This is a genomic window from Jeotgalibaca sp. MA1X17-3, assembly GCF_021513155.1.
Lineage (GTDB): Bacteria > Bacillota > Bacilli > Lactobacillales > Aerococcaceae > Jeotgalibaca.
Genome location: NZ_CP090983.1, coordinates 1,669,878 through 1,690,271 on the forward strand (window position 1 = coordinate 1,669,878; position 20,394 = coordinate 1,690,271).

General features: G+C 33.4%; 27 protein-coding genes and 1 tRNA gene. 5 read left to right on the forward strand and 23 right to left on the reverse strand.

Features of this window, described 5'->3' with window-relative positions:
• Positions 1–672: 672 nt before the first annotated feature.
• From LZ578_RS08265 to LZ578_RS08320, 14 genes are all read right to left on the reverse strand, one after another.
• On the reverse strand, positions 673–1,335 hold the full coding sequence (locus LZ578_RS08265; RefSeq protein WP_235144707.1) for a hypothetical protein: 663 nt from the start codon (positions 1,333–1,335) through the stop codon (positions 673–675).
• Complete coding sequence (locus tag LZ578_RS08270; RefSeq protein ID WP_235144708.1) at positions 1,295–1,816, reverse strand: Panacea domain-containing protein; 522 nt, start codon at positions 1,814–1,816, stop codon at positions 1,295–1,297. Before LZ578_RS08270 ends, LZ578_RS08265 begins: the two co-directional genes overlap by 41 nt.
• A 201-nt stretch (positions 1,817–2,017) precedes the next feature.
• The gene (locus LZ578_RS08275) at positions 2,018–2,206 is read right to left on the reverse strand and encodes a hypothetical protein (protein WP_235144709.1); all 189 of its coding nucleotides are present in this window, start codon (positions 2,204–2,206) and stop codon (positions 2,018–2,020) included.
• 28 nt (positions 2,207–2,234) lie between these two features.
• On the reverse strand, positions 2,235–2,615 hold the full coding sequence (locus tag LZ578_RS08280) for a hypothetical protein (RefSeq protein WP_235144710.1): 381 nt from the start codon (positions 2,613–2,615) through the stop codon (positions 2,235–2,237).
• A 339-nt stretch (positions 2,616–2,954) separates the two neighbouring features.
• Entirely contained in the window at positions 2,955–3,491 is a 537-nt protein-coding gene (locus LZ578_RS08285) for a hypothetical protein (RefSeq protein ID WP_235144711.1), read from the reverse strand.
• 111 nt (positions 3,492–3,602) lie between these two features.
• Positions 3,603–3,869 carry a hypothetical protein gene (locus tag LZ578_RS08290; RefSeq protein WP_235144712.1) on the reverse strand — a complete coding sequence of 89 codons (267 nt, stop codon included), beginning with the start codon at positions 3,867–3,869 and terminating at the stop codon, positions 3,603–3,605.
• Between the two features lie 325 nt (positions 3,870–4,194).
• On the reverse strand, positions 4,195–5,730 hold the full coding sequence (locus LZ578_RS08295) for a DNA primase family protein (protein WP_235144713.1): 1,536 nt from the start codon (positions 5,728–5,730) through the stop codon (positions 4,195–4,197).
• A complete protein-coding gene (locus tag LZ578_RS08300; protein WP_235144714.1) occupies positions 5,730–6,563 on the reverse strand; it encodes a bifunctional DNA primase/polymerase in 834 nt (277 codons plus the stop codon). Before LZ578_RS08300 ends, LZ578_RS08295 begins: the two co-directional genes overlap by 1 nt.
• A complete protein-coding gene (locus tag LZ578_RS08305; RefSeq protein WP_235144715.1) occupies positions 6,564–6,863 on the reverse strand; it encodes a hypothetical protein in 300 nt (99 codons plus the stop codon). It lies immediately after the preceding gene.
• Complete coding sequence (locus LZ578_RS12505) at positions 6,857–6,979, reverse strand: hypothetical protein (protein WP_255763838.1); 123 nt, start codon at positions 6,977–6,979, stop codon at positions 6,857–6,859. Before LZ578_RS12505 ends, LZ578_RS08305 begins: the two co-directional genes overlap by 7 nt.
• Before the next feature lie 93 nt (positions 6,980–7,072).
• Complete coding sequence (locus LZ578_RS12510) at positions 7,073–7,201, reverse strand: hypothetical protein (protein WP_255763839.1); 129 nt, start codon at positions 7,199–7,201, stop codon at positions 7,073–7,075.
• A 12-nt stretch (positions 7,202–7,213) separates the two neighbouring features.
• Positions 7,214–7,432, reverse strand: coding sequence for a hypothetical protein (locus LZ578_RS08310; RefSeq protein ID WP_235144716.1), 219 nt, complete (start codon positions 7,430–7,432; stop codon positions 7,214–7,216).
• A 35-nt stretch (positions 7,433–7,467) separates the two neighbouring features.
• Positions 7,468–7,743 (reverse strand): DNA-binding protein, encoded by a 276-nt coding sequence (locus LZ578_RS08315; protein WP_235144717.1) that lies wholly within the window; start codon positions 7,741–7,743, stop codon positions 7,468–7,470.
• A gap of 18 nt (positions 7,744–7,761) precedes the next feature.
• Positions 7,762–7,986 carry a helix-turn-helix transcriptional regulator gene (locus LZ578_RS08320; protein ID WP_235144718.1) on the reverse strand — a complete coding sequence of 75 codons (225 nt, stop codon included), beginning with the start codon at positions 7,984–7,986 and terminating at the stop codon, positions 7,762–7,764.
• A 147-nt stretch (positions 7,987–8,133) separates the two neighbouring features.
• On the opposite strand from LZ578_RS08320, the gene LZ578_RS08325 reads away from it, so the two are divergent.
• From LZ578_RS08325 to LZ578_RS08335, 3 genes are read left to right on the forward strand one after another with little or no spacing between them, the layout of a single operon-like run.
• On the forward strand, positions 8,134–8,751 hold the full coding sequence (locus LZ578_RS08325) for a helix-turn-helix domain-containing protein (RefSeq protein WP_235144719.1): 618 nt from the start codon (positions 8,134–8,136) through the stop codon (positions 8,749–8,751).
• Positions 8,752–8,788: 37 nt separating this feature from the next.
• Positions 8,789–9,478 (forward strand): site-specific integrase, encoded by a 690-nt coding sequence (locus LZ578_RS08330; RefSeq protein WP_235144720.1) that lies wholly within the window; start codon positions 8,789–8,791, stop codon positions 9,476–9,478.
• 38 nt (positions 9,479–9,516) lie between these two features.
• Positions 9,517–9,939, forward strand: a complete 423-nt coding sequence (locus tag LZ578_RS08335; protein ID WP_235144721.1) for a site-specific integrase — start codon at positions 9,517–9,519, stop codon at positions 9,937–9,939.
• A gap of 102 nt (positions 9,940–10,041) precedes the next feature.
• On the opposite strand, the gene LZ578_RS08340 is transcribed toward LZ578_RS08335, so the two are convergent.
• The 3 genes from LZ578_RS08340 to LZ578_RS08350 all read right to left on the reverse strand — a co-directional run bounded on the left by LZ578_RS08340 (position 10,042) and on the right by LZ578_RS08350 (position 13,716).
• Positions 10,042–10,114 (reverse strand) — tRNA-Ala (locus LZ578_RS08340).
• A gap of 93 nt (positions 10,115–10,207) precedes the next feature.
• The gene (locus tag LZ578_RS08345) at positions 10,208–11,980 is read right to left on the reverse strand and encodes an ABC transporter ATP-binding protein (RefSeq protein ID WP_311198617.1); all 1,773 of its coding nucleotides are present in this window, start codon (positions 11,978–11,980) and stop codon (positions 10,208–10,210) included.
• Between the two features lie 5 nt (positions 11,981–11,985).
• Entirely contained in the window at positions 11,986–13,716 is a 1,731-nt protein-coding gene (locus LZ578_RS08350) for an ABC transporter ATP-binding protein (protein ID WP_235144722.1), read from the reverse strand.
• 306 nt (positions 13,717–14,022) lie between these two features.
• Here LZ578_RS08350 and LZ578_RS08355 point away from each other — a divergent pair, with 306 nt between their 5' ends.
• Both LZ578_RS08355 and rnjA read left to right on the forward strand, forming a co-directional pair.
• A complete protein-coding gene (locus LZ578_RS08355) occupies positions 14,023–14,238 on the forward strand; it encodes a DNA-directed RNA polymerase subunit epsilon (RefSeq protein WP_235144723.1) in 216 nt (71 codons plus the stop codon).
• On the forward strand, positions 14,238–15,914 hold the full coding sequence (rnjA, locus tag LZ578_RS08360) for a ribonuclease J1 (protein WP_235144724.1): 1,677 nt from the start codon (positions 14,238–14,240) through the stop codon (positions 15,912–15,914). Before LZ578_RS08355 ends, rnjA begins: the two co-directional genes overlap by 1 nt.
• A 57-nt stretch (positions 15,915–15,971) precedes the next feature.
• Here rnjA and LZ578_RS08365 read toward each other — a convergent pair whose 3' ends face one another.
• The 6 genes from LZ578_RS08365 to udk form a co-directional block, all read right to left on the reverse strand.
• Positions 15,972–16,265: an iron-sulfur cluster biosynthesis protein gene (locus tag LZ578_RS08365; RefSeq protein ID WP_311198571.1), complete on the reverse strand. Its 294-nt coding sequence runs from the start codon at positions 16,263–16,265 to the stop codon at positions 15,972–15,974.
• Positions 16,266–16,411: 146 nt separating this feature from the next.
• Positions 16,412–17,044, reverse strand: a complete 633-nt coding sequence (locus tag LZ578_RS08370; RefSeq protein ID WP_235144726.1) for a response regulator transcription factor — start codon at positions 17,042–17,044, stop codon at positions 16,412–16,414.
• Positions 17,045–17,059: 15 nt separating this feature from the next.
• Positions 17,060–18,109, reverse strand: coding sequence for a sensor histidine kinase (locus LZ578_RS08375; RefSeq protein ID WP_235144727.1), 1,050 nt, complete (start codon positions 18,107–18,109; stop codon positions 17,060–17,062).
• Positions 18,106–18,840 (reverse strand): cell wall-active antibiotics response protein LiaF, encoded by a 735-nt coding sequence (liaF, locus tag LZ578_RS08380; RefSeq protein ID WP_235144728.1) that lies wholly within the window; start codon positions 18,838–18,840, stop codon positions 18,106–18,108. The genes LZ578_RS08375 and liaF overlap by 4 nt, the downstream gene beginning before the upstream one ends.
• 177 nt (positions 18,841–19,017) lie before the next feature.
• The gene (gene greA, locus LZ578_RS08385) at positions 19,018–19,500 is read right to left on the reverse strand and encodes a transcription elongation factor GreA (RefSeq protein WP_235144729.1); all 483 of its coding nucleotides are present in this window, start codon (positions 19,498–19,500) and stop codon (positions 19,018–19,020) included.
• A 226-nt stretch (positions 19,501–19,726) separates the two neighbouring features.
• Positions 19,727–20,371, reverse strand: a complete 645-nt coding sequence (udk, locus tag LZ578_RS08390) for a uridine kinase (RefSeq protein ID WP_235144730.1) — start codon at positions 20,369–20,371, stop codon at positions 19,727–19,729.
• Positions 20,372–20,394 lie beyond the last annotated feature (23 nt).

Below are 20,394 nucleotides of genomic sequence, written 5' to 3' on the forward strand. Positions count from 1 at the left end.
TACAATTCTACATCGTTACCCTCATAGCGTTGTCTACTGCTTCATTTAACGCTTGGTTATCAGTCAATCGTACCAGTTTTGCTAGCCCCTCGTATGGCTCTTTATATCCTGCTGTTTTCCATATTTAACATTCTTCTTTTCTGATTGGATTATTACACCGTTTGTGTAGCTCTTAGAATACCAGTAGAGAAAGGCAAGTTTTTTTGTCTGTAAACGTATGCCACTAGTTTATCTTTTCGCGTTGTTCCGTACTTCTTTCTCTAAAGAAAGAGATTGGTTATTGCGTTCTTGAAGAAATACATTTTCCTCCTCATACGGTGGATAAGTTTACGCACATACCCCTGTAATAACCGTATATAAGGCAACCCTAAAGCTTTCAGCTTCAATTACATATACTTTGTTCATTAAACCTTAAAAGCTCTCTAATCACGTTTATTTCGTCTTTTTAAAATGAAACGATTGATATTCTAAACATTTCCACCTTACCCCGCTTATACTTTGGTTTATATTTTGTAGCGGTTGTTTCTTATCTCTCATTTTAGGATATATACAGAAAACGATTCTAACGAAAGTTATGGATAACTATACATGAATTAATTTGAAATGACCTTAGAATGCGTTTCTACGATAGCGTAAAATAAAAAAACTGCCTAAATTAAAGGCAGCCATTTGTTAATCAAACATTCTATTATTCTCTAAGTATATTTTTATATCTTTTTTGTTATGTTTATTTTTTTCAAAATTTTCATTTAGTTGAGTAAGTTTGTCTTTACCTTTATGTGATGAAGATATTACTAAGTGATAAGGATCAATAAAAAGAATAGAATGTTTATATTTATTTTCTAGTCCATCAACTTCATATAGATAGAATACTCTAAAGGCGGTAGTTCTCCCAAGTAAATCTGTAAAATTAATCTTGTATATAAAATCTAAATAATTTTGGTCGATACCACTTTCAACATAACTACTTATCAACGTTCTAAGTCTTTCATTATTCTTTACGTTAGTAACATGATTATAAGGTTTCATTCTCAAACAATGTAAATCATTTTTTAATTCATCTAATCTTAGTTCTTCTTCTCCATTCAAACTAGTGTCTGGCAAGTAATTTGTAAATTTTAACTCTTCATTCATAATGGAGCTTTTTGATTCTTCTGAATACCACTCGAAAAATCTTTCTTTCGGTTCTTCAAACTTCTTCGTTTTAAACCTATTTTTTATTGGCTTAAGAATAGGTTTTATATCACGACTACGTGGCTTAAGAAATTCTTCTTTACTAAATGAAAAAGTCATATTATAAGTATTCGTTTCTATATTCTTCAATAATGATTTCATTATTCATAGTCTGTGATTCAGTTTGTCTTGCTTTATACTTTGAATACGGTTCTTTCCAAGCCATATCAAGATGACTTCTTTCCACAAGTCCAAAATCGCTTATCTCATTCAACTGTTGAAAAATCTCATTGATATAGGAAAGGACTTCTTCCTCTTTATTATCTTTAGGAGTATATGCTTTACCCTCATAGGTATTTTGTTTGTTCTCTTTGTATACGCTTGAAATAACTGGACCATACTTCCATGCTTCAAAACAATCATTAAATAGATACTTCGGATAGCTTTCTGTTTGTTCTATTTTATTTTCATTCGCTATATCTGTTTGAACTGATCCATACGTTGCACCATAGTATGCGAAAAGAAAATACAACGCTTTTTGTAATTTGATTGGAGAAAGTTTACCTTCTAACCTAAAAAGATGTTTTACTAAGTCATTCACATCATCAAAAAAATATTGTTTGTTCGTGGTTGCTTCACTCATTTTGTAAGCCTCCTGCTTCGTTCTACCTTAGCCATAACTATACTAAGTTGACTTAACTCCTGTCAAGTTAATTTGCTTCACATTTCTGCATACCTAGTAAGATAAAATATATTTCCTTATGCTTACTGTTTATATAAAAAGTACCTCCAACCTTTTACGGTTAAGAGGCACTATAATATATATGCTTATGATTGGTTCTAATTAATATACCACTTGCTCGGAAAGAATTTGCTCCACTTTACTTTTGAGCTGTTCTTTTCGTGCTTGTCGTATTTCATACTTACTAAAATTGAACTTGTTGAAGATATTACGCTTGTACGTTTCTTCGTCCATTTGTCCGCCTTTTGTGTGCTGTCTACTCAATCTCACTTCTATAATCTCTTTAGCCATCTAAACACCTCCTTTCATCACATTATCATTAAAAGTTTTCACGTCTTTTCAGAAAATCATCAAAGCCATCATCTTCTTCTACGTGATTTTTATCTGCTAAATCTGTTAGTTGTCGTATGATCCCCATGTGATTTTTAATCATAGAATTATAGACTTCTACCTCTGGACTGCGTTTTTTTCCCCATTGATTCGCTCCATTTTGATATGTGCTAGTCGTTCCATGCTCGGCAATGTGTTTCTCTAACTTATTCAATATAACAGTATGGAAAGAAGCACTATCAATAAGCGATTGAACAACGCCCTTCTTATCTTTTGGTATCTTTTCAAAAAACTTATTTAATCTTTTCATTTCTGCGTTTATCTTCTTTTGTGTGTCTAAATCGTTCTTAATCTCTGTAACTTTTGCCACTAGAACACCTCCTCTCCTTATCCACCTACACCCGCTCTCAGCATTTAGAATCCATTCTCTTAAGCTCCCCCACCGGCACCCAATGTATTCGTATTTACGTAGCTTATGGGGCTATATTGTAATCAACTTTATTATATATATAAATCTTTTTCTTACACTTTTTTTATTTATTAAATAATTATTTTTTTATTTATTTTTATTTATTATAGTTGCTTGTGTAGTTCATACCTGCCACCTAATGTGTGAACGATCATATGATTACAATTTATTCACGATGTAAAATTTTACCTGAAGCATTTTTCAATTCAGTAAAGACGGTCTTCTTCGATTGCTTTGCTTCTACCTCTGCCTTCTTTTTTCTTCTTCAGCTCTTATGCGACTACGTTCATTCCCTGCCAACTTATCAATGGTTGTTCTAATCGAGTTGTAAGGGTGTAAGGAGTTCCTATGTGAAAGCAATTCATGTTCTTTATCCTCCATCTCCTGCCTTGCTTCATCAACCAATACACTTACCATATTGTAATAAGCTCGGTATTCTTTCTCTGCCTCTAGTCCTAACGCTTGATGACTAGCAAGCTTTCTTTCTGAGTACCGTTCGATATTCATATTCGCAAAGAGTTCTAACTCGTTTAGTTCTTCCTGCAATGCTTTCTTTTTATCCAATACCTTCTTACGCTCCTTGTCATTCGTAATGATTTCTACATCGGTAACAAGATTATTCAACGCTTCTTTAATCGCTGGCATCTTAGCTTGAGCCTCTTCCTTTTTTGCTTTCAACTGTGAAACTTCTTGTCTGATTCCCTTAATAATTTCTGCCATTTGGTGTGTTTTCGTCTGCCCTGTAAAATCTAATTCTTTTTCATAGTAGTTTGTCATGTTTATTAATCCCCTTTTTTTTATGTTTTTGTTTTTATTTTTTTCTACTTTACCCTATACATTTGGAAAGTTTCCCTCTCGGAAAGATAATTCTTAGCCAACATTCAATCATTAAGCCATCTCTAGTCTTTCCACATGAAAATCATTGAAGCATGTATATTCTTCTCGGAAACTCTTTTTTAATTTCCCTTCAACTGATACATAGATCTCACATTGTTCATTAATTTTGATTTTTTCATAGAATGGTTTCTCTTTCACGATGGAAACAGTCCTCCAGCCATAATCTTCATCTCTAAATATAAAGCGTGCTACCCTATTCCCACTAAATGTTTTATGAACAAATTTCCCTCTTAATAAAATCAAATTTCTATTCTCCATATCTTTTTCTCCCCCTTTGTTTTTTTGTTAGTTCTCGAAAGTTCTTGAAAAGTTCCCCAATAGTTCTCGAAAATCAGCCACTTTTTACGCTACAAACCCTTATACATCAACTACTTAATTGAAAAGTTCTCGAGTTCCTGAATAAAGCCACTTTTTTTATATATATATATAAATCTAATTAATTAAATCTTTTTCATAAAGAAGTGATGTATTTGGAGAACTCGAGAACTTATGTCTACAAACCCCTATATATCAACGTTCTAAAGTTCTTGAAGGCTCTTTTTTCGAGAACCTTTCGAGAACTACGAGAACTTTTCGAGAACTTCTAACTTACTAATTCGATTCTTGTATTTATGAAGCAAGTGTATGACTTATCTTTTTCGGGTTTTTCTAAACTTTTATTCTTGTCAAATTGATTAGGAAGATATGGCTCTTTGAAGAAGTTTCCAATCTTTGCCTTCTTCTTATCCCAATCTTCATCTAGGATTCTTTCAAAAGCATTTATAAAATTTCTTGAAGTCATATACTTGTATTTGTTCTCATCACAAAAATCTAAATAGTATTGATATAGTAGATAGACTGGTATTCGTGTACTCTCGAAGTGGTCGAAAACAGACACTTTGAAATATCTGACTGGATCATTGTCAATTCGATACTGATTCATAAGTAATTCTGAAGATTTTGGTTCGATAAACTTTTCAAAATCCATATTAATGGCTTTCTGAAGTACATACTCCAGTACGCTTTTTCGTTTTATATAATCATTCTTGATATTCCAGTTATCAGAGTCGCCTTTGAAGGTCTGTTTGAACTGGACAATCAAGAAACGTCTGTATGTTCCTTCTGTTGTATTATGAACTCTAGGAAGTCCATTCGTGGATTGGATAACGGTCATATTAAATTCAGTAGAATAAGCTGGCTTGTTCTTTTGTTCGATTCGTACAGCGTCTCCTGTGATTACACTATTGAAATTACTTGAATCATCAATGTAAACGTGAGCGGGTACATCATCGCCTATGCAACATACCTTTTCTTCTAACATAGGAAGGGCAAAACGTTCTGAAAATTGATTAACTTTTAAAGTAGCTACGTTCTTCTTGCCTACTAAGTTAGTTATCAACGCTTGAAACGTTCCCTTTCCTGTTGAGCCTTCGCCATACAGCCATATTGATTTTTTTCTTGTGAAATTACCATTCATAGAAGCACTCATTACCTGCCATAAAAGAGTGTTTAAATCATCTTCTCCGGTCGATAGGTCTTTGAGCCAATCCTCTACGTTCCAACCGTCATACGCCTCTAATTTAGCATTTTCATTATAGTTAGTAGCTATCTTTGAAGTAAAAACATAATCTGGACTGAATGGCTCTAGTTTCTTTTCTTTTAGATTAAATACGCCATTGTTGACTGGTATCAAGTACCTTGAATTAGTTTTTTCTTTCACGATTGACAAGTTAGTAATTTTATAAATCACATCTTCGGCTTGTCTCTCTGTCAATGTATCTTCAAGGTAGAATACACATCTCTTTATTAATGTTTCATTCTGCGTATAGACACCCTCGAACGGTAAATACAATGCTAAACGTGTACCTTCTTCTAGATTAAATAAACAAAAACGAAGATAACTTTTTAAAATTTTAGCAACCTCCAACTGTTCAAGTCTAGGTTTTATAGTTTGTTCGTTTTTACCCTTCCCTACGGTTTCTTCTCTAGCCTCTCTTTCTCTTATACCTAACTCGGTTAATTTTCCCTCCAAGTCTTTATAAGAAGTCGGTTGCTTTATTTTCTTCTTGCTCGTTTCTTCCTTCTGAGCTTTCTCGTACTGTTCCATTTCTGCTTTCAACTCTGCTGGAATTTCCCTCACTAATCAGCCCCTCCTTTCTGTTGTTCTCTTCTTAATATGCTTTGAAATATTTTATTGACTTCATCGTCATGCAAAGGTGGTCTAACAAAATTTTGATTCACGATATGAATGAACTCATACGTTAAATTAACGTCCATATTTTGAGCCAATGGCGTTCCTATAATGTTTGTTAGCCAATCATTCCTACCGCCTTCTTCTACCCCTTGTATGACCTTTTCTAAGTAGATAGCTGTGTACTTCTTTTCGCCATCGTTACTGCTGTAATTTTGCCCCTGTCTACTGTTTTTATACTTTGGCTGCTCGTTGGTCGTTAGTGCTTTCAGAAGGACTGGAGGCACTTCCTTTATGTCATTGAGTGAGCCAACTTTTAACTCATACATTCCTATTGATCCATCTTTTCGTTGGATTTTACTCTTTGGAGCAACCACAAAGTTTTTAATAATATCGACTGATGGTCTAAACCCTATTTTCTGTTTAATCTCAACTCCTGCTGGAGCTTTAAAAAATACATGGTATCCACCGTTTACAGTTTTAACAACCGTTACATCTTTGGGAAGTGGTTCATAGCCACATAAGTTATCAAATGACTTAATTCCTTGATGGTCTGATTGGTGGTTATCTACATCAACTACAAAGATAGGACTGTCTACAAATGATATTCCTATGTTTGCGTGTTTGTTTTCTGTAAACATTTTAAATATTGTTTCGTGGTCGGTTGTAGCGTCCTTAAATCCTTGCGTATTCTTCAATGGTATTTTTGAAAGTGGAGCTAAAGGAAATACCTTAAATCCATAACTAGCATATTCAAGGGCTTCATTTAGAAGTGATTCCATCTAAACCCCACCTTCTTGCATAAGTTTTAATAGTGTAAAGCTTATTTTTTCTGTTAGGTCATCGGCTTTTTCAATTTGTTCACTTAATAATTTATGTAATGTTTGTATGTGTATAGAATCTCGGTCAAATTCTCTTCTAAAAATCATACTGTATTCTTTTTCTGTTATGTGATAGCGTCTCATTTTCGAGTGATTATCCTCTAAAACAAAAGCCATCATTTTTATATTCTTTTGCACATTTTCCAATTCTTCGATTAAACTTCTAACCTCTATACAATCAATATACGTATGAATCAACATGCGACACCTTCTTTTTCGTTGGTAATTGTCGCTTGTTCTCTTTCGTCATAATCATCAGCCAACTTCTTGAAGCTCTGCACTAGATCATCAAGTATTCTCATTAATTCGTTTTCCATTATAATTTTCTCCTCTATATATCATTTTTTGTGATATAATTAGGTATATGATTTTTCCTAAATATATCTGCGCCTTTGGAAGTTCGAGCTTCCTTAGGCGTTTTTTTGTTGTCGTACATCTGCAATAATCTCTAAAATAAGTTTTGCCATTGATCTAATTACTACGATCGTAATCATGCCTATAACAATCCCACCGTAATATGCTTCTTCTAAACCACTCACATTTCCACCCCCTTATAAATTACATTCGAGATACTTTCTTAAAATCTCCTGTAATCTAAAAGTTTGTTTCGTTTCTTCTATATGTAAATCAATAACTTGTTCAATTTCTGAATGTGAAAAGAATGATTGATTTTTAGAGTTGTATATTTCAAAATAAATACTTGCTTCATTTAGCTTATTTAAGGTTTCTAGCCTTGAATCTTGATATTGGTATGTAATAGATCCAATCATTAATTACACCTCCTTTAATGCGCCCACATTAAATTTTATCTTTGGTGTTGTAGAATCCATTTGGAAACTTCTTCTTTTGAATATAGCTTCAATCCATCTAACGTAATGCTCGGCAACCCTTCTAATTCTAATTTCTTTAGAGTATTTACTGATATACCTAAGTAATTACTCATATGAATCTGTTTTAGAAATGGCTTATCTAGTCCAGCATTTTTTTTTGCCTGTTCGATACTCTCTTTTGTGAGTTCAAAAATGTATCTCTTTAAATCTGCGGTTTGTTCTTCATTTAATGTTACTTGTAAGTTATTCATTCTTACTCCTCCCACGTTTCATTTCTTTGTATTTCTTTGCTTTTTCATTAAAAAAATTTCTCCTATCGTTATATCTGGAAATGCTATTTTTACCATATCTCTAAAAACTATTTTCTCTTTATCAGAAAATGGTGTATATCCTTTCTCTTTTCGATAGTAAGCTTGTCTCGATATTCCAAAAATTTCAGCAATCTCTTTTTGTGTGTAGCCTAAATACTTTCTGTACTTTACTATTCCATTCATTTTTATACCTCCTTTTTCTTAGTATTTCTTTGTGATTAAAGTATACCGTAATGTTTTACAAATTACAAGTATAACTTTGCAATTCTTTGTGTTTTAGGTTAATATTGTATTTAATAAGAATATTTTCATTTAAAAGGAGGTTTTTTTTTGAATAACAGTCCAAAAGAAGTGGGATTAAGAATCCGCAGTATCAGAAAAAAATTAGGATTAAGTATGACAGAATTTGCTAAAAGGATTGATGACAAATCAAAAAGTGGAACTGTAAGTAACTGGGAGACAGGTAAAAACTTACCCAACAATGAACGATTGAAAAAGATTGCTGAATTAGGAGAAATAGAGATAAATGAATTAATTTACGGTTCGTTAGAAAACTATCTAATTAACACTACAAAAAAATATTTCGAACATTCCAAAGATATTGAATTACAAATTGAATCTGCAGAAAAAATTACAAATGAAGTTGTCCAACAATCTATGAAAAACCCTCTTATTAATACATTCTATGAAGATGGAAATCAAAAAATGTTGGATAGTTCAGTTAATGAAGAAATAGGCAAAGCACTCACAAGACATTTTTCCAAATCTGATTTTACAAATAAAGGATTTATTGTTTTTATACAAATGCAATTAGAAAAACTAAAAAATGAAAATAAACCTTATTTAGAAAATGGTGTGAATAGTGAATTATACAAAGAAATTACTGATATAATAGATAACTCCTCAAAAGAAATTAATAAATTAAAAGGTAAATACGATAATAATTAACTCCTATATGCGCCCACATAACAAGGAGAAAATAAAAATGGCAACGATAAAAAAGTACACAAAAAAAGACGGTTCTACTGCTTATATGTTTAATGCTTATTTAGGAGTAGATCCAACAACTGGAAAAAAGAAGTACACAACAAAAAGAGGCTTTCCTACTAGGAAGGAAGCCCAACTCACATTATCACGTTTACAAGTAGAAATAGAAGAACATGGCTTTAAGAAACAATCAGTAAATACTTTTGCTGAAATGTATGAACTATGGTTAGAATCAGTTTATATACATAAGGTAAAAGAATCTACTTTAGTAAAAACAAAAGAGTTATTTCAAAACCATATCTTACCTGCTTTTGGTTCTTATAGAATAGACAAAATTACGATTAAACAATGCCAACGTGTCGTAAATGATTGGAGCAAAACACTTCAAAAATACCGCACTATGAAGAATTACACTTCTAATGTCTTAGACTATGCGGTTACCATAGAAGCGCTTAGAGATAACCCTATGAAGAAAATAAGTGTACCGCGTTTAATGGAGAAAGTTCATGAAGATAAATTTGAAAATTTTTATAGTAAAGAAGAATTACAGCACTTCCTAAAATGTATTCATGATGAACTTTCCTTCAAATGGTACGCCCTCTTTCGCTTATTAGCCTTTACTGGCTTCCGCAAAGGGGAATCTTTAGCATTGGAATGGAAAGATGTAGACTTTAAAAAAAGACTGTGAGCGTGTCTAAGACTCTTACACGTGGGGAAAATAACAAGTTGATTATTCAACCACCAAAAACTAAAGCAGGAGTACGTATTATTTCTATTGATGAACATACGTTAAAAATATTGAAGCAATGGAAAAAACAACAATTAGAAGATTATTTTAAACTCGGCTTTAACACCAATAAAGGAAGCCAATTAATTTTTAGTACATTAGAGAATGAATATATTCAGCAAGCGGTTGTCAATAATGCTATTGTAAAAACAATAGAACGACACGGTTTGAAGAAAATTACTACTCATGGTTTACGCCATACTCATTGTAGTTTATTGTTTGAAGCAGGCGCTCCTATTCAAGTAGTAAAAGAAAGGCTCGGTCATTCTGATATTCAAACCACCATGAATATATACACTCATGTAACAGAAAGAGCCAAAGAAGATACCGCTAAAATGTTTGCTGAATATGTGAATTTTTAGAATTAGATGTTCAATTAGATGTTCACTACAAAAAAAGAAGCCTCAAAACGCTTAGGGAATACCGCCCTTATCACGTTTCAAGACTTATTTTAAAATATACAATGGAGACAATGGGGCTCGAACCCACGACCTTTTGACTGCCAGTCAAACACTCTCCCAACTGAGCTATGCCCCCATGCGTAAGATTCCTATCTGAATCTCTTTAACTATTAAACCACATGGGAGTTTTTTTTGCAAGAGTGTTTGTGAGGCTCTTTCATTCCTTTTTTTACTCTGAATCACTTTGGAATTGGCTATTATATAGTTCATAATAGAAACCATTTTGACTAATTAGATTATCGTGTGTTCCTTGTTCAATAATCTCTCCTTTGTCCATCACGAGAATTAAATCTGCATCTCGAATCGTTGAAAGACGGTGGGCAATCACGAAGCTTGTTCTCCCTTTCATGATTTTCTCCATTGCTTTCTGAATCAGAACCTCCAGACGAGTATCTACAGAACTAGTTGCTTCATCCAAAATAAGAATTTTAGGATCAGCAATAAAAGTTCGTGCAATTGTTAGAAGCTGTTTTTGGCCTAGAGAGATATTAGATGCTTCTTGATTGATTGTAGTCTCATACCCTTCACCTAATGTTTGGATAAAGTGATCCACATTAGCCGCTCTAGCCGCTTCCCTAACTTCTTCATCAGAAGCTTCTAAATTACCAAAACGAATATTTTCTTGAATCGTGTCTTGATACAACCAAGCGTCTTGCAAAACCATTCCAAACTGTGAACGATAATCGGCTCTAGTGAAGTTGCGAATATCATGTCCGTCTAATTTAATAGCACCTGACTCAACATCATAGAATCGCATCAGCAAATTAATCATAGTTGTTTTTCCTGCACCAGTTGGACCAACGATTGCTACCGTTTCTCCACTTTTTACGTGTACGTTAAAGTTTTTGATAAGTGGTTGGTTCTCACTATAGCTAAAACAAACATTTTCAAAAGTAACATCCCCGTGAATCTCTTTTGGTAAAGAAACTGCTTCTTGCTGGACAAGTTCTTCTTCATCTAGAAATTCAAATATTCGTTGAGTAGAGGCAGTTGCTGCTTGAATAACTGCCGATAATTGAGTAATAACCGAGATTGGTTGATTAATTTGCCAAACATATTGAGCTGCAGCTTGCACGTTCCCGAGAGTAATTTTTCCAGCTATCACTTCTAAAATACCAAGAACAGCTACTACAATATACCCTGCATTGGAAACTACTGCGGTTAATGGATTCATCATTCCCGAAATAAAAGCAGCTTTAAAACCACTCTCTCTTAAAGACTCATTGATGCTTTGGAACTCTTCCACGGAATCTTCTTCTTTACCGTATAGTTTAATCACTGAGAAACCTGTTAAACTTTCTTGTACAAAAGCATTCAACAGACCTAAGTATTTTGCTTGTCTTCTAAAATGCGGTTGGGAAATTTGAGATACTTTTCGAGAAATTAAGTACGCGATAGGTATCATAAAAATAGCAATAACAGCTAGTTTCCAACTGATAAAGATCAACATAAATAAAGCAAAAGAGATACCTAGGAATGCATTAATAATTTGAAGGAGAGATTGTTGCAAAGCATTCGATACAGAGTCTACATCATTCGTTACTCTGCTAAGAATATCTCCAAATGGATGACTATCAAAATAGGAGATAGGCACATGATTTAATTTATTGTCTAAATCTCTTCGCAAATCTCGCATTGAATTCTGAACAACGTTTGCCATCAGGATTTGTGAATAGTAAGTTGTAAATTGGAATATAAGAGCTCGGACAAAATAAATAACAAGTATTTTAAATAAATATTCATAATTGATCCCAGCTCCTGGTATGTTTTTCAACATATCTGCAACATTATTACCTAGTTCTGTAATAGCCAAACCAAGCACATACGGTTCAAGAACACTGACGATGCTCATCACAATAGTTAAGAAAAGTGCACTGAAAAATTGTATCTTATACACGTTCAGATACTTCCAAAGTCTGAGTAATTCATTTTTTTCTTTTATAATCTTCATGCTAACTCCTCCTCTCTCATTTGGGAAGAAGCAATGTCATAATAGATTTGACTAGTTTTTAAAAGTTCCTTATGGGTTCCTTCAGCAACCTTTTCTCCTTTATTCATTACAATAATTTTGTCTGCATGAAGGATGGTACTCACTCTTTGCGCAACAATAATTACCGTAGAATTTCCTGTTTCTTTTTTCAGGTGTGTTCGTAGTTTGATATCGGTTTGATAATCTAATGCTGAAAAACTATCATCAAATATATATACATCTGGTTTTCTTACAACAGCACGAGCGATTGAAAGACGCTGCTTTTGTCCACCAGAAAGATTGCTACCACCTTCTGAAAGATGCTCTTCAAATTTTTCTTCTTTTTGCTGAATAAAATCCCTTGCTTGAGAAATATCAGACGCTTTTTCCATTTCTTGAGAAGTAGCATTCCATTTACCATAACGGAGATTCTCCGCAATGGTACCCGTGAAAAGTAAAGAGGTTTGAGGGATGTAACCAATTTTTTTACGGAGTGCTTTTAGATTATAATCTCGTATATCATGTCCATCAATCATAATACGTCCTTTTGTTACATCATAAAAACGAGGAATCAGTTGCATCAGAGTTGATTTCCCACTCCCTGTACTACCAATAAAAGCAACGGTCTGCCCTGGATCAGCAGTAAACGAAATGTTCTCTATAACAGGAGTATCTTTGTTATCTGGATATGAAAAAGTGACATCTTCGAAACGGATATAACCATGTGTCTTTGTTTCTGTAATTCCTTTTTCGTTCGGTAAAATAGAACCTTTAGTTTCAAATACTTCTTTGATACGCGTAGCTGAAACGGCTGCACGAGGGTACATCATAAATACAATGGCAAAGTTCAAAAAAGAATATAGTGCAAAAAAACTGTACTCTATATAAGCAACAAGATTTCCTAGCTCTAATATCCCTGTTTCAATCTGTGAAGCTCCAAACCACATAATGGCAATAATCACTATATTTAATATGAGTGCAAAAAGTGGTTGTGTCCAAGCCATCAGATGGAATAATTTTTTGGATACTTTACTATACTGTTCATTAATTTCACCAAATCGCAGAACTTGAAAATTTTCTCTAACGAAAGCACGAATTACTCGTAGTCCGGAAAGAGACTCTCTGAGATTCATATTAATTTTATCTAAGTTTTGTTGTTGAGCTTCTGATAGAGGCTTAGATATTCTACCAATAACAATTACAGCCAAAATCATAGCTGGGAATGCTGGAATTAGAACACTAGAAAGAGATGGACTCGTTATAAAAATCATATAAAAACTTGCAAAAAGCATGAGAACCGTTGATAAGCCCATTCGTAATATCATCTGGCTAAATTGCATCAGTATAAAAGCGTCATTTGTTACTCGCGTTACTAAGGAAGAAACGCCCAATCGATCATATTCTTCATGTGAAAAACTTTGAATTTTACGATACATATCATTGCGCATATCGGCAGTCATCTTACTGGTAATGTGACTGGTAGAATAAGACACAATGGTTCTACCAACAAATCCTACTACAGCAAACATTGCCATAAATAAAGCTATTTCACTAATCATAGAACGACCCTCTCCGGCCACTGCTCCATTAATTAAACGAGCCAGCATCGTAGGCAATCCTAACTCTACAAAAATAAAACCAAACGAACCAATAATATTTAATAGTAATAACTTTTTATATCGAACGATATAACTCCATATTAAGGACATTTCATCATCTCCTTTTATCCTTTTATTTGTCTTGATTAGAATCATCAGTATAGTTTATCTAAAGTTCCTCGAAAGGTCTATAGACAAATACCGAAATGCTCACAATAATTTATTTTCCCTAACAGAAATAACTATTATTCCTTAATTTTTTTCAAGAATTAGATGTAGATAGAAATCTATGCGAAATAAAGCATACTGTGGTAAAATGATAATAGCAATTGTATAGAAAATACAATAATGGACCGGTAAGGAAATTTAATTGTTTTTTTCAATGCGAAATAAAAGAAAAAGCAGGAGTGATCACATATGTTATTTAAAGTTACATATCAACCAAATTTATTTGATGTCCCTACAAGAGAAACAACTCTTTCCTTGTATATGGAAGCAGAATCTGAAGTTGATGCACGTAAGATATTGGAAGACAACACCCCCTACAATATCGAATTTGTTCAACCGATTGAAGGAAAACATCTGGAATACGAAAAAAATAATCCCGAGTTTCAACTTACGGAGTTTTCTTAATGAAACCGAATATTCGTAATAACGAAGTAGGAGTATTCGCCCTTGGGGGTTTGGGGGAAATTGGTAAAAATATGTATGGAGTCCAATTCCAAGATGAAATTATCATTATGGACTCAGGAATCATGTTTCCTGAAGACGACTTACTTGGAATTGATTATGTCATTCCAGATTATTCATATTTAGTACAAAATAAAAGTAAAATTAAAGGGCTTTTTATTTCTCATGGTCATGAAGACCATATTGGAGGAGTACCTTTTCTATTGAAAGAACTGAATGTACCTGTTTATGCAGGTGAAATTGCACTCGCTCTGATTCGAAATAAGTTAGATGAACATGGTCTTTTGCGTGATGCAGTGCTTCATGAAATTAAAGACGATACGATTGTTAAATTCCGAAAAACAAGCGTTAGTTTTTTCCGTACTACCCATAGTATTCCTGATACAAGAGGAATTGTAGTTAAAACTCCTCCTGGAAATATTGTCTTTACAGGAGATTTCAAGTTTGACTTTACTCCTGCAGATGGATTACCTGCTGACTTACATAAAATGGCACAGTTAGGTGATGAAGGAATTCTTCTTTTAATGAGTGATAGTACAAATGCAGAAATTCCTCATTTCACTCAATCAGAACAAATTATCGGAAAATCACTTGCAAATATTATCCAAAAAGTAGAAGGTCGAATTATCTTCGCATCGTTTGCTTCGAATATTTCCAGATTACAACAAGTAGTTGAAGTTGCAATCAATACAGACAAAAAAGTGGCTGTATTTGGTAGAAGTATGGAAAACTCAATACGAACTGCCCGAGAACTAGGATATATCATAGCACCTGATGATTTATTTATAGACAGTCGTGAATTGAATAAGCATCCTGCTGATAAAGTTCTTATTTTATGTACGGGTTCACAAGGAGAGCCAATGGCTGCACTTAGCAGAATTGCAAATGGAACTCACCGCCAAATTACCATTCAACCTGGAGACACTGTTATTTTTTCTAGTTCACCTATTCCAGGAAATACTACTAGTGTAAATCGAGTTATCAATCAGCTGTTAGAGGCTGGAGCTGAAGTTATTCATGGAAAAGTGAATAATGTCCATACATCTGGTCATGGTGGTCAGCAAGAACAAAAATTAATGCTACGTTTAATGAAACCTAAATTCTTCATGCCCGTGCACGGTGAATTCCGTATGCTAAAAATTCATGCTGGTTTAGCAGAACAATGTGGAGTGCCTACTGAAAATAGTTTTATCATGGAAAATGGAGACATCCTTGCGTTGACAAGCGACACCGCTCGTCCCGCAGGTAAATTCCCTTCATCCGACGTTTATGTCGATGGCAAAGGAATCGGTGATATCGGAAATATCGTTTTACGTGATCGTCATGTTCTTTCTCAGGATGGCTTAGTTGTTGTAGTCCTCACAGTTGATTACAAACGAAAACAACTAGTAGCTGGTCCAGATATCTTATCTCGTGGTTTCATTTATATGCGAGAATCAGGAGATCTTATCAGTGAAGCACAAGGAATTATCAAAAAAGAAATAAATGCAACACTGCATTCTGAAGGAAAAATAACGGAAAAACAAATTAAAGATACTGTTTCTTCTGCTATCCAACCGTATCTGTTTGAAAAAACAGCACGGAAACCAATGATTGTACCCGTTGTTATGAGTGTTTAAACAAGATATAAATAAAAGAGGAAACTGCTTAGGCAGTTTCCTCTTTTATTTGGTTATCTATTTATCTTTATTTTCATGGAAAAAATATTCTGGCTCGCCTTGTTTTTCATCAAAGCCTACTTCTAAATCATATCCACTAAAGAACCACTCATCACCAGATTCAGCAAAGTACGGAATACCATTCACTTCAGTAATTCCCATAGGATCTGTTGGTTTATCAACATCTATAGCTAACGAGAACCCTTCATGAACCTGAGTATCCCCGTATACCTTTCCTAAAAAGCGGACCCCTTTTCCTTCAGAAATTCCTAATTCATTTTCAAACCACTTTTGAGCTTTCTCACTAATCATTATTTTCATGTATGTATTGTCGGAAATAACTCCGACTCCCCCTCTCTATATTGTTTCATAAAATAATCATAACATAGAGAAGTTTTCTAGGTTAACAATTTGTTTTAAATAACTGAAAATTAAATATTAGATTTTAATTTTTCTACTTATTCAACTAATTCATGCTTAAATGCATAAATTGTGGCTTGAGTTCGATCGCCTACTTCTAATTTATTTAGAATATTCGATACATGAGTCTTTACTGTTTTTAATGTTATAAAAAGCTTATCAGCGATATCTTGATTGGAGCACCCTTCTGCTATTAGCAACAGAACTTCCATCTCTCTTGCGGTTAAATCTTCGTGAAGGTAGTGCGGAATTCGTTTTGTTAGTTTTTGAAGCATTTTATCAGTAACTTCTGGCTCTAGTACTCGCTCTCCTTTATAAGTAGATCGAATGGCTTCAGCAATTTCGTGTGCTGATGATGTTTTTAACATGTAACCAGCTGCTCCTGCTTCTAATGCAGGATATACTTTCTCATCATCAAGAAAGCTTGTTACAATGATAATTTTAGCTTCTGGCCATTCTTTTAGAATTGCTTTTGTTGATTCGATTCCATCCATCACTTCCATTACTAAATCCATTAAAATAATATCTGGACGGAGTGAAAGTGCCATTTCACATCCTATTTTCCCATTTTCAGATTCACCAACTACTTCAATATCATTTTGAATAGATAAATAAGCAGAATATCCTAACCGAACCATTTCATGATCATCTACTATTAAAACACTTATCATTTTGACACCTCTTCCTTAACTTTCCATCGTATTAGGGATACGAATATCTATAATCGTACCCTGATTAGGAAAACTGATAATTTTTAACGTTCCACCTAAACTGGTCACTCTTTCTTGTATGTTCATTAAACCATAACTACCTGTTTTTTGGATGGATGTATCAAATCCAATCCCATCATCAAAAATACGTAGATTGATTTCTTTTGAATTTTGAGTGAGATAAACTTCTAAGTTTTTTGCTTTCGCATGACGTAGAGTATTGGATAGTAATTCTTGAATAATACGAAAAAGATGATCCTCAATTCCCGGTATCGTATCAATCGAAGATATTTCTCCTTTTAATTTAATTTGAATTTTAGTTCGTAATTCATTTAATAATTGCTCGATGCCTTTTTTCAAAGTTTTTCCTTCTAATTTTACCGGTCTTAAATGTAACAGTAACGCTCTCATCTCTGATTGAGACTCATTTACAATTGATTCAACCATCGCTAATTGCTTTTGAATATTCTCTGGTAATGTATCTGCTTTTTCATTTATTGCCGATAAAATCATCATTCCTGCAAATAGCTGCTGACTTACTGAATCATGTAACTCTCTTGCAATTCGATGTCTTTCTTGTGACAAAATTTCTTCTTTTGTCTCTTTTCGAGGGATACGAGGTAAACTACTCAATTCTTGTACTTCTCTAGAAAGTAAAACAAGTTTACTTCGAAGCAGATTAATCTCTTCTTTTATTATCTCAGAACCTTCTGCTAAAAATAAGTTGTTCGTAACAGAATTTTCAGACTCAACGATTGTATAGTTTCCTTTATTTAATAATTGTAGTCTTTCTACGATTTCTTTTTCCAATTTAACTAGAGAATGCTGCAGTACCCATGAAAAGGTAAGGCTAAGAAAAAAAATAACCGCACCTAAGAAGAGAAAAATTGGAACACTAAAATTTTCAATACTCAATAAATCCGGAAAAGATAAAAAAGAGCGTAAGGAAAATAACGTTGCAAGTACCGTTAATAAAAGAATAAGACCTAAAGTGAAAAAAAATCGAAAGAACGTCTTGATTTTCATAAATAGATCACCTCAACATCTCCAATTAACGTACTACAAACAATCTTTATCTTCCTAGAAGCACTATGATAATCCTCATCAACTATCGTAATTGTTTCATTAGATAGGTGGTAAACTTCTTGATTAAAAATCAGGTTACCTTTTAGAACAGAATGTTGAACGGATACTCCGACCCCTAACGGAATAATGACCTTCGTATGTCCCAATCCTTTTCGAATTAAAATTACATTTTGTTCATCGGGAAGTAGTGTATTTCCTAAATCAATGATAGTATCTCCCATTAAGATAGAAATATTGATATTATCCCACTCAAAAATATCACTGCCAATTTCTTTGTTTCCAAGCCACTGTTGCTTTCTTCGAACACCTACTTTGGAATCTGGCTCTCTACTTTCAACACCAACGTATCTTTTTTTCTTCCAAGGGATATCAATAAGTGAATCTAAATTTAAATCTTCTAAAATATTTCCACCTTGCATAATAAAATAAAACATAAGTAAGCCAACCATTACCCACGTAGTAAAGATGGATAAAACACTCAGAATAAGCATGAACCAACCAATTGAGAGATACAAATTCCTCTTTTTCGGTTTTGTTTTACTTAATACAATTAGGATAAATCCGATTAATGAAATCAATAATAAATCAAAGTTACGAAACAGTTGGTAGAGAGTAAAAAGGAATAACAAGCTTTCTAAAAACAAAAAAAGCTTTAAACCGATCTTATCCAAATTGCTCGCCTCCCATTCTATAGTTTTCTTTAAGTATACAGGAATCTTCTCTAAAAAAACGCAAGCTAAAGGCGGGTTGTAGATGCGACTTTAGTCTCATTGTTTTCTTTTCCATTTAAATATCTGAAAAAAAGACAAGAAATAGCCCTTTTGCTATTCCTTGTCTCTACACCTATATTATTTAAAACGTCCTACATTAGTAATTTTAACCATCATATCTCCACCCGGAGTTGCGATTGCTACTTCATCACCAATTTTTTTACCGATTAAAGCCTTTGCAATTGGAGAATCATTAGAAATTTTACCTTCTAAAGGATTAGCTTCTGCACTACCTACTATTGAATAGGTTTCTTCTTCGTCGTCAGGTAATTCTTTGAAGGTAACTGTTCTTCCTAAAGAAACAATGTCTTCAGCAATATCTGAATCATTAATAATCTCTGCAAAGCGAATCATCTTCTCAATTGTTGTAATACGACCTTCTACAAAAGCTTGTTCATCTTTAGCAGATTCATATTCTGAGTTTTCTGAAAGATCACCAAAACTTCTAGCAATTTTAATTCGTTCTACAATTTCTCTTCTTTTATTTACAATTAAATTTTCTAATTCTTCTTCTAATTTCTTTTTACCTTGTTGAGTCATTGGATATACTTTTTCAATCATTAAAATCAAACTCCCTTTTGTCATGTTCTATTCGTCACAAAAGAAAAATGGGTACGCTTTAGTCCTCTTATTACAGCTACTCATTTTGGTAGATGTGATAAAAGCAGGCATCCATTTTTAACGGATACCTGTCTCTAAAAGCTGTTTCGATTGTGTGTATCTATTCTTAATATCAGTGATAACAAAATAACATTATCTATAAGAAAAAGCAATATTTTTTTTGCTTTTATGATTGTTTTTGGACATTATCATCACTTGTTAAGATAGTGGCTATTTTTGTAGTCATCAAATCGATGGCTACTTGGTTTTTTCCACCTTCTGGGATAATAATATCAGCATATTTTTTTGTAGGTTCTAGAAATTGTTGATGCATCGGTTTAACTACAGAAAGATACTGTTCAATTACTTGGTCCAAAGTGCGTCCTCGTTCTTCAATATCTCGTTTGATGCGGCGAATAATTCGAATATCATCATCTGTATCGACATATACCTTGATGTCCATTAAATTTCTAAGTTCTTCATCCTCTAAAATAAGAATTCCTTCTACGATGATGACCTCTTTTGGTTCCCGATGGAACGTATCATCACTTCTAGTATGACGAGTATAATCATAAATTGGTTGATCTATACTTTTCCAAGAAATCAATTGTTTTAAGTCTGATATGAATCTTTGATTATCAAATGCAAAGGGATGATCATAATTGGTTTTTAATCGTTCCTCAAATGGGAGATGACTTTGATCTTTATAGTAGAAATCTTGTTCCAATAGTAAGATTGATAAATCAGAAAATTTATCAAAAATGGCTCGACTGACACTTGTTTTCCCACTGCCAGAACCACCCGTTACACCAATTACGATAGGTTGTTTCATTTATTTCTCCCTTTCTGTTTCTT

What these genes read in the sequence shown, in the direction of transcription:
- LZ578_RS08310 (WP_235144716.1), bottom strand. Translation starts at nt 7,432, where the DNA reads ATGATTGGATCTATTACATACCAATATCAAGATTCAAGGCTAGAAACC.
- LZ578_RS08320 (WP_235144718.1), bottom strand. Translation starts at nt 7,986, where the DNA reads ATGAATGGAATAGTAAAGTACAGAAAGTATTTAGGCTACACACAAAAA.
- LZ578_RS08275 (WP_235144709.1), bottom strand. Translation starts at nt 2,206, where the DNA reads ATGGCTAAAGAGATTATAGAAGTGAGATTGAGTAGACAGCACACAAAA.
- LZ578_RS08370 (WP_235144726.1), bottom strand. Translation starts at nt 17,044, where the DNA reads ATGATAAGTGTTTTAATAGTAGATGATCATGAAATGGTTCGGTTAGGA.
- LZ578_RS08355 (WP_235144723.1), top strand. Translation starts at nt 14,023, where the DNA reads ATGTTATTTAAAGTTACATATCAACCAAATTTATTTGATGTCCCTACA.
- greA (WP_235144729.1), bottom strand. Translation starts at nt 19,500, where the DNA reads ATGATTGAAAAAGTATATCCAATGACTCAACAAGGTAAAAAGAAATTA.
- LZ578_RS08290 (WP_235144712.1), bottom strand. Translation starts at nt 3,869, where the DNA reads ATGGAGAATAGAAATTTGATTTTATTAAGAGGGAAATTTGTTCATAAA.
- LZ578_RS08375 (WP_235144727.1), bottom strand. Translation starts at nt 18,109, where the DNA reads ATGAAAATCAAGACGTTCTTTCGATTTTTTTTCACTTTAGGTCTTATT.
- rnjA (WP_235144724.1), top strand. Translation starts at nt 14,238, where the DNA reads ATGAAACCGAATATTCGTAATAACGAAGTAGGAGTATTCGCCCTTGGG.
- LZ578_RS08265 (WP_235144707.1), bottom strand. Translation starts at nt 1,335, where the DNA reads ATGAAATCATTATTGAAGAATATAGAAACGAATACTTATAATATGACT.
- LZ578_RS08330 (WP_235144720.1), top strand. Translation starts at nt 8,789, where the DNA reads ATGGCAACGATAAAAAAGTACACAAAAAAAGACGGTTCTACTGCTTAT.
- LZ578_RS08270 (WP_235144708.1), bottom strand. Translation starts at nt 1,816, where the DNA reads ATGAGTGAAGCAACCACGAACAAACAATATTTTTTTGATGATGTGAAT.
- LZ578_RS08285 (WP_235144711.1), bottom strand. Translation starts at nt 3,491, where the DNA reads ATGACAAACTACTATGAAAAAGAATTAGATTTTACAGGGCAGACGAAA.
- udk (WP_235144730.1), bottom strand. Translation starts at nt 20,371, where the DNA reads ATGAAACAACCTATCGTAATTGGTGTAACGGGTGGTTCTGGCAGTGGG.
- LZ578_RS08300 (WP_235144714.1), bottom strand. Translation starts at nt 6,563, where the DNA reads ATGGAATCACTTCTAAATGAAGCCCTTGAATATGCTAGTTATGGATTT.
- LZ578_RS08315 (WP_235144717.1), bottom strand. Translation starts at nt 7,743, where the DNA reads ATGAATAACTTACAAGTAACATTAAATGAAGAACAAACCGCAGATTTA.
- LZ578_RS12505 (WP_255763838.1), bottom strand. Translation starts at nt 6,979, where the DNA reads ATGGAAAACGAATTAATGAGAATACTTGATGATCTAGTGCAGAGCTTC.
- LZ578_RS08305 (WP_235144715.1), bottom strand. Translation starts at nt 6,863, where the DNA reads ATGTTGATTCATACGTATATTGATTGTATAGAGGTTAGAAGTTTAATC.
- LZ578_RS08365 (WP_311198571.1), bottom strand. Translation starts at nt 16,265, where the DNA reads ATGATTAGTGAGAAAGCTCAAAAGTGGTTTGAAAATGAATTAGGAATT.
- LZ578_RS08350 (WP_235144722.1), bottom strand. Translation starts at nt 13,716, where the DNA reads ATGTCCTTAATATGGAGTTATATCGTTCGATATAAAAAGTTATTACTA.